The 13994-nt window shown below is 39.4% G+C and carries 8 protein-coding genes; 7 read left to right on the top strand and 1 reads right to left on the bottom strand.

Annotation, left to right across the window (positions count from 1 at the left end; genetic code table 11):
- Nucleotides 1–95 precede the first annotated feature (95 nt).
- From IPM92_13475 to IPM92_13445, 7 genes are all read left to right on the top strand, one after another.
- The gene (locus tag IPM92_13475) at nucleotides 96–3164 is read left to right on the top strand and encodes an HYR domain-containing protein (GenBank protein ID MBK9109340.1); all 3069 of its coding nucleotides are present in this window, start codon (nucleotides 96–98) and stop codon (nucleotides 3162–3164) included.
- A 377-nt stretch (nucleotides 3165–3541) separates the two neighbouring features.
- Nucleotides 3542–4021: a hypothetical protein gene (locus IPM92_13470; protein MBK9109339.1), complete on the top strand. Its 480-nt coding sequence runs from the start codon at nucleotides 3542–3544 to the stop codon at nucleotides 4019–4021.
- 19 nt (nucleotides 4022–4040) lie between these two features.
- Nucleotides 4041–6566 (top strand): HYR domain-containing protein, encoded by a 2526-nt coding sequence (locus IPM92_13465; GenBank protein ID MBK9109338.1) that lies wholly within the window; start codon nucleotides 4041–4043, stop codon nucleotides 6564–6566.
- Between the two features lie 344 nt (nucleotides 6567–6910).
- A complete protein-coding gene (locus IPM92_13460; GenBank protein MBK9109337.1) occupies nucleotides 6911–8575 on the top strand; it encodes a hypothetical protein in 1665 nt (554 codons plus the stop codon).
- Nucleotides 8576–8583: 8 nt separating this feature from the next.
- Complete coding sequence (locus tag IPM92_13455; GenBank protein ID MBK9109336.1) at nucleotides 8584–9840, top strand: CinA family nicotinamide mononucleotide deamidase-related protein; 1257 nt, start codon at nucleotides 8584–8586, stop codon at nucleotides 9838–9840.
- A 71-nt stretch (nucleotides 9841–9911) separates the two neighbouring features.
- Entirely contained in the window at nucleotides 9912–11216 is a 1305-nt protein-coding gene (locus IPM92_13450; protein ID MBK9109335.1) for a 2-oxo acid dehydrogenase subunit E2, read from the top strand.
- Entirely contained in the window at nucleotides 11213–13411 is a 2199-nt protein-coding gene (locus tag IPM92_13445) for a PD40 domain-containing protein (protein MBK9109334.1), read from the top strand. The genes IPM92_13450 and IPM92_13445 overlap by 4 nt, the downstream gene beginning before the upstream one ends.
- 150 nt (nucleotides 13412–13561) lie before the next feature.
- On the opposite strand, the gene IPM92_13440 is transcribed toward IPM92_13445, so the two are convergent.
- Entirely contained in the window at nucleotides 13562–13915 is a 354-nt protein-coding gene (locus IPM92_13440) for a TfoX/Sxy family protein (protein ID MBK9109333.1), read from the bottom strand.
- Nucleotides 13916–13994: the final 79 nt, after the last annotated feature.

Below are 13994 nucleotides of genomic sequence, written 5' to 3'. Positions count from 1 at the left end.
AAAACTATTTGTTGGTTTTTAATAAATTTTATCGATACTTTTGTAATCCCGCCGACAGAAGCCTAAACTTATTCATAAACTAAAACTCAAATCCAATGAAAGCTGAAAAATTAATTATGCGAATTTTAAAGACCAATGGAATCCATAAAATTATTAAATCAGGCTTACTCTTACTGGCCATTTTGATATTTAATGCAGAAGCTTCTGCTCAGACTGTTGTAAGCTTTAATTATACCGGATCACTTCAAACCTGGGTGGTTCCTGCTGGTGTTACTTTGGTAAATGTAAAAGCATATGGTGCGCAAGGAGGACATGGAGGCGGCAAAGGGGCTTTCATTTCCGGAGATATTGCAGTCACACCGGGAGAAACAATTAATATTTTAGTTGGCGGGCAAGGTGGAGAAGCTTCCAATGACGACGGTGGAGGCGGCGGCGGATCCTTTGTATGGAAAGCGGCCGGAAATGTTTTGGTAATCGTTTCCGGCGGTGGTGGCGGTCGTTCAGGGAATTCCAATGGTTCCTTAGGAGGAGACGGATCTGCCACAACAACACCTACCAATTCTATCAACGGATCCGGAAATGGTGCCGGTGGTGGTGGTGGTAATGGCGGTTCAGGAGGCAACTTCGAATGCGGAACTTGTGGTTATCCTGGAACAGGAGGCGGAGGAGCAGGCTGGTTTAGCAATGGATTACAGGGAACTGGTGGTACATATAGAGCAACGGGAGGATTTACTCCGTTAAATGGTGGAGCTGGCGGTGTAGGTTTTAATCCATGTAATGGAATTAATGTTGCCGGTGGCTTTGGCGGCGGCGGCGGAGCAGGTGGATGCAGTGGTGCATCCGGTGGCGGTGGTGGTTATAATGGCGGTGGTGGTGGCCACGAGTGGAATGGGTCCACATGGGGCTCCGGCGGTGGCGGAGGTTCCTATAATAGTGGTTCATCGCAAGTGAATACTGCTGGTGTGAGAATGGGTAACGGTATGGTTGAGATTACTATAAACTGTTCAGAGCCTAAAATTACTTGCCCTTTTAATATAGTTACAGTCACAGAACCTAATAAATGCTCTGTATTTCTTGATGATTTGGATCCTGAAGTGTGTAGCGATCAAACAACTCGCATTGCTTTGAATTTTGATGGTTCAAATGATGTTGTGCAGGGACCGAATGATGTCATTCCAGATGCAGGAGAATATACTGTAATGATATGGGCCAAACAAAAAGTAAGCCAGACGGGAAGTTTTAGAAATATCATATCTCAGGGAAGATGTTTTTATATTGGTCATGATGCGAACAATCCTCCAGGTGTGCGAATAGGAGATAGTTGGAGCAGCCCCGGTGTTCTTTGGCCTACAGATTTAAATTGGCATCACTATACAGTAGTTCGTACTGCCACAAATGCTTACTTATATATAGATGGTATTTTGAAAGCCACAAAGGGAAGTCCAATTTCAAATCCAAACTGTGGAATAGGGTGGCCTCATAATTTAAATATTGCAACCCAATGGACAGGTGCAAACGAACATTTTAACGGTGACATTGATGAATTGCAGATCTGGAATTACCCGCTTTCAGCGGATCTCATCAATTGCAATAAGGATCAGATTTTGTTAGGTAATGAACCTGGATTGGTGGCATATTATAATTTTGAAGATGGCACTGGTAGTTCAATTTTGTCATGCCAGGTTAATGCTGCACATAACGGCTCTTTGATAAATATGGATCCGGCTTCAGATTGGGTTGCATCTCCGCAACCATTCAGAAATTACAATTTAAAAAATAGCTTTAACAATACCTGTGATGCAGCCGGGAATTACCCAACAGGCAATACTGCAGTGTATTGGACAGTGACAGATTATGTAAATAATTCTGCAAGCTGTTCTTTTTCAATAAGTGTAAACGACACTCAAAAACCTACCATCAACTGTCCGGCCAATTTTACTGTATCAACTGTACCCGGCCAATGCGACATGAAAGTATGTTATCCAAGTCCGACTGTCACAGACAATTGTCCGCCCGCTACACCAGCAGGTTATACTTATAAAACAAGTTATGGCAATAGCTATTATTATACCCAAAATGGGTATTCTGATTTTGCAACAGCCCTAAATAATGCTACAGCTGCCGGAGGTCATTTAGCATCCATTACGTCCGCTGCTGAAAATGCAGTCATAGCTGCAAGTGGAGCTGGGTACAGCTGGATTGGAGGGAATGATGTTGATGCTGAAGGTAGCTGGAAGTGGAATAATTGCGAACCTTTCTCCTATGCTAACTGGTGTCCTGGAGAACCAAACGGAAGTACTTTTGAAAATTATTTAGAGTATACACCCTCTAATTGTTTTAATGACCTACTTTACTATGCAAACCGATCCGCTATATTGGAAATAGAAGGAGCAAAACTCGAGCGAACTTCAGGTTTAGTTCAAAATGCAGTATTTCCACTTGGGATGACTACGCTCAATTTTAAAGCCACAGATAAATCTGGCAATACATCCACCTGCAGTTTTAAAATTACAGTTGAAGCAGGTAGTTGCGGACAACCTATTCAGGTTTATCACAAAGACACAACAACAAATTCAGCTAAGATCAAATGGAATCCCGGTACGCCATGTAATACTGGCTACCAACTCAGAATTCGTTACGAAATTTCCACCGGAGTTTGGTCCAGTTGGTCTGCGTGGGCAAATAAATCAGGACCTGGAAATGAACATGCGTTTGCCGGTCTCAGCTCATCAACCTATTATCAATATCAAATCCGTTCCAAATGCGGAAGTACCAATTCGATCGTAGTTAACGGCTGGTTCCATACCCTTGGAGGTGGATCTCTTCGGAAGTACGATGATGGTCTAGTGAATGTATATAAGAAAATTGAAACACCGGATCAAAATTTAAGATCTTCAGGCGAACTAACAAGTGTTAGTTTAAAGGTAATACCCAATCCGGCAAAAGATTTTGTAAGTATCCAACTGCGCGGATTTGATAAAAACGCAAAGACCATCAGTATGATGGATCTTTTGGGTAAGCAAGTATTTAAGGCACTGATTCCTGCAAGCGAAAATGATCCTGAGTTGGATCTCGTGCGTTTGAATCTTGCAAATGGAGCGTTTATCATTCATGTGGACGATGGCGTGAATCGGAAAACAGAGCAGCTGATTATTCAGCGATGATTTAATTAAATAATATGCTCAATAGCGCAAATAAAGGTCTGGTTACTTCGCGTAAGCAGACCTTTATTTGTAATAAATCAAAGTGTATCATGTTTAAGAAAACCAGGAGAACACTTTTAAGATGTTTTTATCCTTTATTTTAAAAGTAAAATATTAATAATTTTGTTATGTTAAATCCTGATATTCTGCGAATTGTTCCGCAATAAAATATTAATATAATTTTTATAAATATTTTATATATTTACATGTCTTTTAATGAATTTGATTCTTAAGGAATTAGATTTGACTCTTTCATTTTATCCCATACTAGATTTTATTCAATGTGATTTAAAATATCGCGAGATACATATTGATTTATTTAATAAAAACAATGATTTATGAAAAATTTTATTCTTAAAATTATTTCTGTTTTTTCAGGACAGGTTCTATTAAACAATGTAGGTCTATTTTTAAGACCAACTGCCGGAGCATGTTTAATACTCATGCTTATTGGTTTTAATCAAGATGTTTTTGCTCAATCACCTAATGGAAATGGTGGGACCGTGCTTAAAGATTGGGAGCAATTGCATTGTAGCAATCCTTCTCTTCAGATCTTTTTCAATGTGCTGGATTGTGAGCAAAATAAAAGATTGGGATTGCGTTTGATAAACCAAACGGCAATACTTCAGCAAGCTACATTCAGAATTGATATTTTTGATAACAGGACGGGTGACCGCATTTCTAAAAGCCTTAATATGTCGCTTGCTGCCAACCAGGAATCGAAAGGCGATTGTCTAAATGTACAGAACCCCCATCTACTGATAGAACTCCCTGCTGATATTGACCCCACCAAAATTTATGTATCCCTTACATTTTAATATTTAAACTTTTGCAATCATGAAAAAGCTAATCAAAGGTCTCTTGCTCATCTTTTTATTGACTTCATTTTTTGAAATATATAGCCAACCGATACCTCCTCCTGGAAAAAAGGTAAGGACCGTGGCGTCAGGTGGGATGCTGGCAGGTCGGATCTTGTTTGGTGTGGTGGTAGATCCAACGACCGCAGATGTGTATGTCGCTAGTACATTAGCAACCTTTGGGGTTGGGTTCAATTTATACAAAATTACGCCTGCCGGAGTTGTTACATTTATTGGCTCTTATTCTCTCGGTTATTATCAGGCTGTAAAAATGGCCTGGGGCCCGGATGGGAAAATTTATACCCTTAGTGTAGGTGGCGGTGGTGGTGATAATAAAGTGTACACAATAAATCCTGCGAACGGAGCGGTTAGTGTTTTTAGCAATGCATTATCATTAGGCTCGCCTAGAATGAGTTTAAATTTTGATGCAGCCGGAAGGCTTATAGTAGGCTATGAAAATATGTTTGATTTTATCTGGGCTAAACCTGCACCAGCCGCACCTCTTATTCTAGGGCATGTAACAGCTTCCGTTCCAAATGGTAATCACGGAGATGGATTTGGTATTTTGCAAAATGGAGATTATGTAGTCTACTCTGATTGCGGTAGTCTAAATAACTACGCCATCAGCACAGCAGGACATGTGGATGGTACACCTTATCCAACTTTAGCATGGACGGGTACTACAAATATCTTCACGATTATGACGGGCTGCCAATACTCTTTAGGAACGGTTGATCCTGCAACAAATGAAGTTTTTACAACCATCAATAATGGTGGTTCGGGAAATGATAAAATAATAGTGACCGGAGGAAGCGGTGGTGCGAGTACAGTTTATATAAGTGGTGGTTCCGGAATCACAGATATTTATGCCGGCAAAGCATCCACTGGTTCGGGCAATAATTTGTATTTTGTTGATAGGAATACCAACACCGTTTACGAAGTAGTCGATTGCGATTGCGTTTTAAATGGTTCTAAAAATGGAAGTTTTGAAACAGCATGTGCCTTGCCAAACTCTATCGCTTTTGCTTCTGCTCTAGATGGTTGGACGACCAATGATTCGAATTTTGAAATTTGGGGAACCGGAAATGAGGGGGTGCCTGCTTTTCACCTTTCCAATTATATCGAGATAAACTCCAATTTTCCAAGTACCATTCATCAGGATATCAATACCTGTAATGGAACACTATATTATTGGCAAATTGCACATCGCGGCCGGCTTGGAACACAAACAGTAGTTTTTGAAGTAGGTCCTCCCGGAGGCCCATATGTTACTCTTGCTACTTTGACTACTTCGTCAGCAGGCTGGGCGTTTGTTAGTGGCAACTATCTTGTACCGGTGGGTCAAACGGTTACAAGAATACGCGTTAGAGGAGTTACGGGAGGATCTGTGGGTAATTTTGTCGATGCTGTGGGCTTTGTACCTTTTAATACCTGTCTGACTCAAGATGTAGATAGTGATGGATTTTCCGCTAACTATGGCGATTGTGATGACACGAATAATAATGTGAAACCATGTGCTCCGGAAATTTGCAACGGTATTGATGATGATTGCGATGGTCTCATTGATGGTTTGGATCCCAATTTTGTAAGTACGGATCCCAATTTACCAAATTACATTGATGCTGTATTGCCAGTTGTAACATGTCCTGCTAATGTTACCTATACAACCCCGAGTGGCAATTGTGGTCCTGTACCAAGCGGAAGTGTTTCACTTGGAACCGCTACAGCCACTGACAATTGTATTGTCATCGCTTCCATTGTGAACAATGCTCCGGGATCTTATCCTTTAGGAGTGACAAATGTGAAGTGGACAGCAACAGACAAAAAGGGTAATAAAGGAACTTGTATTCAGAAAGTTACAATAAATCCATACACCTGTGGCCAGGCTATACAAATCTATCATACAGACACCACAACATCTTCAGCTAAAATTAAATGGAAAGCTGGCATATGCGGAACAGATTATCAATTGAGAATTAGGGAAGAGTTAATGCCGGGTATTTGGGGTAGTTGGAGTAGTTGGAGTAATTACAGTGGAGATCCGGTATTAGAACATTTATTTACAAGTCTTGATGACGGTAGTTTTTTTAATTACCAGATCAGGACAAAATGTGGTATAACAAATTCTATTAATGTGAATGGATGGTTCCATACTTTATCAGGAGGCGCAATTAAAAAATCTTCTGGTGTGGTTGAAAAAGCTGGGGATGTCGACAAGCTCAACGTCGAAAGGACAGCAGGCGATGATAGCGCATTAGGTATACAATTGGTACCCAATCCGGCCCGCGAATTTGTAGCGATCAACTTAAATGGCTTTGATACACGAGCGAAACAAATTGTTATGATGGACCTTCAAGGCAAACTCATTTTCCGCGTTATGGTTTCCAGGGAAGAAAATAACCCTGAACTGGATTTGGTTAAATTGAAACTAAAAGAAGGTGCCTATATCATTCACGTGGATGATGGGGTGAACAGGAAAACTGAAAAGTTGATTATCCAGCGATAAAACAAAAAACTAACATTCGTTAGTTAATGAATAAGGTCCCGAAATGAAAGTTTTTCGGGGCCTTTTTTATGGATTTAGAGAATATCAATAAAGCACAGGAAGCCTTGCCTTGCTCATCCCGGACCCGCCCTTCACGGTAGAGGATAAAAGCGTAGATTTTGTTTGGTATAAATGATTTTTATCATCAACGAATATAAGCCCCTTCGCCACTACTGTGGAGAAAGGCCGGGGATGAGGTGTGACCGAAAATTCATTACCTTTGTAAAAATTACGCACTCATTTTGTTTTTAATTTGCCCTAATCATAAATTTCATCGCGTTTGCCCAAAAGTAATTTTACAAATTTTGGTATGTCTTTTCGTTTGTATTACTTATAGGAATGGAAATGCACAATCCGGATTTCATTTACCTGATGAATTCGAACGAAATGCGATTGATAAACTGGAAACTCAGAATGAAAAATTGTTTCAGTTTCATACGGGCATTTTGCCTTTTAAAAAAAGGACCCTGGCTCTCGAAATATGGAATACGCTGAACAATCCTGAGGCACCAATCGAAAACCATAACAAAAACTTACTTTATCAATATCCGGATGTTTTCTTATCCGATCCGGCAATCGACAGTTTGCTAAAAATAGATACAAAACCATTGTGGAAATATTTTTACAGAGATGGAAGACATTTTTACAGTCACTATGATGATCATTTTTCGTTTACGGTGGATCAGGTGCTTCAGCTTGGTTTAGGAAAAGAGAATGATTCTAAGGACCCGCTATATCTGAATCAGCGGGGATTACTTTTTAATGCGAATATCGATCAAAAATTCAGTGCTCGTTTTTTTATACTGGAGACCCAGTTATCCGCATTGAATTATGTAAATGAATACGAACAATTGTATGCCGCCTTTCCAGGGGCTGGGCTTTATAAACCTTACAAGGGAAAAATTATTAAATTAAAAAAGGGCTTCGATTATTTACTTTCTGAAGGCGAACTTTCCTATGATGCCAGCAAACATGTAAATATCAGTTTGGGACATGGAAAACATTTTATTGGGCATGGGAGCAGAAGTTTGTTTTTGTCTGATTTTTCAACGCCGTATTTTTATCTGAAGTTGCAAACAAATTTGTGGCGATTTCATTATCAGAATATTTACGCTGAACTGAGTTCAGAAACGCTCCAAGATCGTGGGAATAGATTGCTGCGTAAAAAATATATGGCTGCACATGTGCTGAGTGCAAATATTACCAAACGTTGGAGCTTTGGATTGTTTGAGTCAGTAGTATTTGGCAGAGAAAATCAATTTGAATTTCAGTATTTGAATCCGGTCATATTATACCGTTTTGTGGAGCAATCGCTCGGCAGTCCGGACAATGCGTTTTTGGGATTGCAATCTAAATATTTGATAAATAAATCCATGCAGCTCTATGGGCAAATTGTATTTGATGAACTCTTGGTTAAAGAATTTGTCAAATTAAGTGGTTGGTGGGGTAATAAATATGGTATGCAATTAGGGATCAAATATTTTGATGTGTTGAAAGTTAAAGATCTGGATATGTTTTTGGAATGGAATCTGGTAAGACCTTATACCTATACTTTTCGCGATAGCATAGCCAATTACAGTCACTTCCATCAGGCACTCGCGCATCCTTTGGGTGCAAATTTTTCCGAAGCTATTTTAAATATTACTTATAAAGTATCTGACAAAATGCAACTCAAGTTTTCGTCACTCTATTTTCAAAAAGGATTAGACGCTGATACGCTCAATTTTGGAGGGAATATCCTTAAAGATTACGATAGCCGAATTTCAGATACGGATAATTTTCTTTTTCAAGGAGAAAAGCAAAAGGTGCTTCACTTAAAATTAGAAGGCACTTATCAAATACTTCCTCAATCCTGGTTCGATATAGGCATTTATATGCGCAATGAAAACCTAAATGCATACAAACGAACGTTCGTTTGGTTTCATTTGGGTTTTAGGATGACAATTTCAAGGCAGACTTTTGACTTTTAATTTTATTTATGAGAATTGCTTTATTAATCATAGGAGACGAAATTTTATTAGGGCAGGTGGTTGACACCAATTCTGCACGCATAGCCAGATTTTTGTATGAAGCAGGATTGCATATACATGCGAAATTGACGGTTTCAGATACAGAAGCTGATATCGTAGGAGGATTGCAATGGCTTAAAGATAAAGCAGACCTTATTTTGATGACCGGAGGCCTGGGACCCACGAAAGACGACATCACCAAAAAAGCATTGGCATCGTTCTTAAATACCAAACTGGTATTTAGTGATGAGGCACGTTTACAACTTGAAAAAATATTGTCAAAAAGGAATCGCGTCATTGATGAAATGCAATTGTTGCAATGTTATATACCAGAACAAGCAAAGTTGTTGAACAATGAACTGGGTACGGCCAATGGTTTATGGATTGAAGCCGATACTAAATTATACATTGCAATGCCAGGTGTGCCATATGAAATGGAAAATATTATGCAAATGGAGGTCATGCCGAGATTAAAAAAGTTTCCTAACCAACATCATATTATACATCGTAGTTTGTTGACAGGTGGACTTGGTGAAACACAAATCGCTAAACGAATTGAACCTCTCCTGAATGATGTATCTAAAGATATTCAATTAGCATACTTGCCTTCTATAGGCCAGGTGCGGCTTCGCTTAAGTCATTATCATGCGCGATCCTTTGCTGAAGAAAAGGAATTGGAAAATGCTTTTGAAATAATCCAAAATGAAATGCAGGATGTCTTAATTGGCGAAGGTGATATCAGCCTTGAAGAAAAAATAGGACAACTTTTAATGAATAAAGCTTCAAGTTTAGCAACTGCAGAAAGTTGTACCGGAGGATTGATTGCAAAAAAAATTTGTGCTATCCCGGGAGCTTCAAATTATTTCAAAGGTGGAATTGTTGCCTATCAATATGACATCAAAGAAAAAATATTGGCCGTTAAACACCAAACCCTTGAGACAGATGGCGCGGTAAGTGAAAATTGTGTAAGGGAAATGGTCTTAGGTGCTTTGCAAATTGTTGAAAGTGATTTTGCCATTGCCTGTTCAGGAATTGCAGGCCCTGATGGAGGAACACCGGAGAAACCGGTAGGCACTGTTTGGATGGCCTGTGGCAATAAAGAACACATTGTCGCCAAAAAGTATGTATTTCCCTGGGATCGGACGCGCAACATTGAAGCTACCTCGGTTTATGCACTTTTGCTTTTCTGGGATTATTTGAAATCCAGGGATAAACAAGGACTTTAAGCTATTGCAAAGCGTCCTTTAGTTGTCCTGGATAGACGCCAAATTGATTACTTTTGCTTAAATTTTGAAGTATGGCTAAACATGAATTGATCTTGCCTAAAATGGGCGAAAGTATCATGGAAGCCACCATTTTAAAGTGGTGGAAAAAGGAAGGGGATGTCGTAAACCAGGATGAAACGGTACTGGAAGTGGCTACTGATAAAGTAGACAGCGAAGTACCGACGCCTGTAAAGGGAAAAATTGTGCAACTCCTGTTTAAAGAGAATGATGTCGTCGCTATTGGAAAAACCATTGCGATCATTGAAACTGAAGGCAGTGTGGTGACCGATCCTGGTCCGATAGCCCAAATAGTGGAAAAGAAAGCCGAAGTTTCAGTAGCAAAACCTGTTATGGCATCAAAAACAGTTGACCCTATAGAGCCAATTAGTATAAAAACAGGTAGCGGCCGTTTTTATTCACCCTTGGTTCGATCTATTGCAAAAGAAGAACAAATTAGTCAGGCCCAATTGGATTCAATTTCAGGTACGGGCCAGGATGGAAGAGTCACAAAAAGAGATGTGATAGCCTTTCTAAGCGACAAATCTCAAAGTTCTGCAACTATTGTTGCAAAAACAGAAAGTCCTAAAGTTGAAACGCCGAAACCAATTGCAGTCGATTATACAGGATCAAATGTAGAGATCATCGAAATGGATCGCATGCGCAAACTTATTGCCGATCATATGGTGATGAGCAAGCAAACTTCGCCGCATGTAACTTCTTACATTGAAATTGATGTTACACCATTGGTGAGCTGGCGGGAAAAAGTAAAAAATGTATTTGCTAAAACCTATGGACAAAAACTGACCTTCACTCCAATTTTCATAGAGGCAGTTGCACGCGCGATCAAAGATTTTCCGATGATCAATATCTCGGTTCAGGGAACTCAAATCATTCGCAAGTTGGATATCAATATCGGAATGGCAGCCGCGCTACCAAGTGGAAATTTGATTGTACCGGTTATCAAAAATGCCGACCGTCTCAATTTGGCAGGATTGAGTTATGCAGTGAATGATCTCGCGAATCGTGCAAGAAACAATAAATTAAAACCGGAAGAAATCCAGGAAGGTACATTCACCATCACGAATGTAGGAACCTTTGGGAATATCATGGGAACGCCTATCATTAATCAACCTCAAGTTGCAATATTGGCAACTGGAATTATCAAAAAGAAACCAGCAGTGATCGAAACTGAGTTTGGCGATATGATCGGAATCCGACAAATGATGTATTTATCTTTGTCTTACGATCATCGGGTAGTAGACGGCGCATTAGGTGGTTCTTTTTTAAAACGCATTGGCGATTATTTAGAGCAGTTTGATGTAAATCAAAGCATTTGATGTTTGTACTCAAAAGAAGCAGGAGTGGGTATCTGTTTCTATGGATGTGGGTTTGTGTGGTCCTGAATACCGGACTCTTTTCACAAGCAGCTAAGCTGGAATTAAAGGCTGCAAGAAATTATTATAAAAAAGAAAATTACAAACAAGCTTCCATAAATTATCAGGCAGCCTGGGATGCCATTGCTAAGGATCAGGATTTGTTATTCGAGGCCGGGAACTGCCATTTTGAAGCCAACAAATTATCGGAAGCTATCCGGTGCTTTGAACAGTTGCGCGAATTAAATTCTTCGTATCAAAATTTGCAATGGTTGCTGGCGAAAACGTATCACGCTAACCATGAATTTTATAAAGCGATCAAAGCATATAAACAAGCGCTTAAAGAAACTGATAGAAATGGAGATAGAGCTGCCTGGATTCGCAATGAATTGTTGCGCTGCAGTTCGGGAAGTCAATATATGCGTAGAGAACCCCTTGCACTTGTTGAATCACTGGGAAAAGATATCAACAGCGAAGAGGATGAATACGCTGCTTGTCCCAGTATTAATTTTGATGGAAAATATTATTTTAGTGCACGCAGAGCCCTTTCAATAAATAAACTAACGAATGTTAGTAATGGCAAGAAGACAAAACAAGCAGATCTCTATTGGACCCGGCAAGAAAATGGCATTTGGATGCTTCCACAAAAAATGCATTCCGAATTAAACAGCAAACTGGATGAAGAAGTATTGAGTGCTTGCGACCACGGAAACGTTATGATATTTTCAAGGGGGTTTTCAGAGGATCGTTACCAGATTTATACAGATACATTTCATCAGGAAGCCGCATCCATTCATTATGAAAGTCTTAAATATCCCATGATTGCTGAAATAGGAGATCGGGCCTTGAGCATTTTTCAGGATTCGATGATGATCTTTTCGAGTTCACGCAGCGGCGGTTACGGTGCATACGACTTGTATCTTTCCGTAAAAAGAGATGGTAAGTGGCTGGAAGCCATAAATTTAGGACCCGAAATCAATGGACCGTTCAATGAAGATTATCCCTTCCTTGCAAAAGACGGACAAACGCTGTTTTTTTCATCGGATCGTCTGGAATCCATGGGTGGATACGATATCTTTAAAATTAAATATTTGCCGGAGTCCAATAAATGGTCCATAGCATATAACCTCGGCTATCCGGTGAATTCTTCCGGGAATGATACACATTTTAAATTGACTGAAGATGCGTTGGCTGCAGTATTGAGTTCTGACCGAAAAGTGAATAATTTTGGAAAGCGCGATATCTACCTGGTCTATTTTAAAGAAGCACTTGAAGAACAGATGTATGCATCACAAGGCAGCCCTTTATCGATTTTAATAAATCCGGAAAAAGATATTAGTGAAATTCCGGAAGTACGAATTCCGCTCGAATCGAAGCAAGAAATCCGAAGCACTTATTTTCTGGAACCTATATTCTACCAGGATGATTATTTTTTAAAAGAAGCCAGGAATCAAAAAATAACTGAATCTTTGATCCATTTACTGAAAAGCCATCCGAATTTGCAAGTACATATTTCCGGACACGCCTATGAAGAAAGTCTGGACCCGGTGAATTTGTATTTCTCTATTAAAAAAGCAGAAAACCTCCGCGACTATTTACAAGACAAGGGCATTGAAGCTGATAGAATCCATTGTTATGGTCTGGGTGCTTCACTACCTATGGCCAAACCAACTCTAAATGAAACAATATCACCGGCATCGAGTAAATTAAATAAAAGATTGGATTTGAAAATTACAAATGAGGATACTTCTAAAATTTCTATCCAATATAAATCCATTTCGGTACATCCGCTTCTGCAACCAGAAGCAAAATCAAACAGTTTTAGCCATTCGAAAACCCTTCATTATGCATTGTATTTAGGAGATGCATCGAGTATATCCAATCACCCGTTAATTGATGACTCGAAAGGATTTGTTTTTGTAGAAAAAATTGCTCAAGCAGAACTGTACAGTTACTATTTTGGAACTTACCAGCGTTTTGAAGATGCAGAAACAGCCCAGAAGGACTTTGAGGCGCTTGGCTTCCCCATTAAAAGTATCAGAGCAAGATTAAACGACACTTGGTTGGACAGAAAAGAACTCATTGATCATGTATTGGAATTTCCGGATTTGCTTTTGTATTTAGATTTTTTAAATACAGAAAACGAAGAAAAAAAATAGAACACCGTCTGTTTGATTCATTTTTCGAATTGAAAATATGCTAGTTTACCTTTAAAAATGATTTCTGACAATTGTTAAACCAGAAGAGCAATCAAATGTCACGGAAAAAGGAAATGTATTTACCGGAGTTATAGATCAGTACTGAAATATTTATTTGTGTGACTTTGCTTCCGGATTAAAATCCAGGCAAAGTTGAACCCAGTACTCCAGATCTTTATCCAGATCATATCCATCCGGTATTATAAAAACAAATCCCTTCATCGGCCGGCCCGTAAAATCCATCGGCTGGCAATGCCTGTTTTTTAAGGCTTCGGGGTAAGCTTTTTCACCCACTCTTGCCATGAGCAGGTCTGTGTTTTTCTTTTTGTCGAAATGGATTCCGCAGCACATTTTGTCGTTTACCATAAAACAAAGTCCGCCCATCATTTTCTTTTCGACAAAACTTGCTTGTTTGTTTTTCAATACCCTGCGGATGCGGGATGCGAGCAATTCATCGTAAGACATCGTTTGAAATTTAAACTCTTTTGAATTGCAATTTACGTAAATTTTTATTATTTAAGTCTAAAGGGAAAAGTTTAAAAGG

Source organism: Saprospiraceae bacterium (assembly GCA_016719615.1).
GTDB lineage: Bacteria > Bacteroidota > Bacteroidia > Chitinophagales > Saprospiraceae > Vicinibacter.
The sequence above is the reverse complement of the archived record's forward strand: the minus strand, read 5'-3'. Positions and strand labels throughout refer to the sequence as shown.

What these genes read in the sequence shown, in the direction of transcription:
- IPM92_13455 (MBK9109336.1), top strand. Translation starts at nt 8,584, where the DNA reads ATGAGAATTGCTTTATTAATCATAGGAGACGAAATTTTATTAGGGCAG.
- IPM92_13470 (MBK9109339.1), top strand. Translation starts at nt 3,542, where the DNA reads ATGAAAAATTTTATTCTTAAAATTATTTCTGTTTTTTCAGGACAGGTT.
- IPM92_13450 (MBK9109335.1), top strand. Translation starts at nt 9,912, where the DNA reads ATGGCTAAACATGAATTGATCTTGCCTAAAATGGGCGAAAGTATCATG.
- IPM92_13465 (MBK9109338.1), top strand. Translation starts at nt 4,041, where the DNA reads ATGAAAAAGCTAATCAAAGGTCTCTTGCTCATCTTTTTATTGACTTCA.
- IPM92_13440 (MBK9109333.1), bottom strand. Translation starts at nt 13,915, where the DNA reads ATGTCTTACGATGAATTGCTCGCATCCCGCATCCGCAGGGTATTGAAA.
- IPM92_13475 (MBK9109340.1), top strand. Translation starts at nt 96, where the DNA reads ATGAAAGCTGAAAAATTAATTATGCGAATTTTAAAGACCAATGGAATC.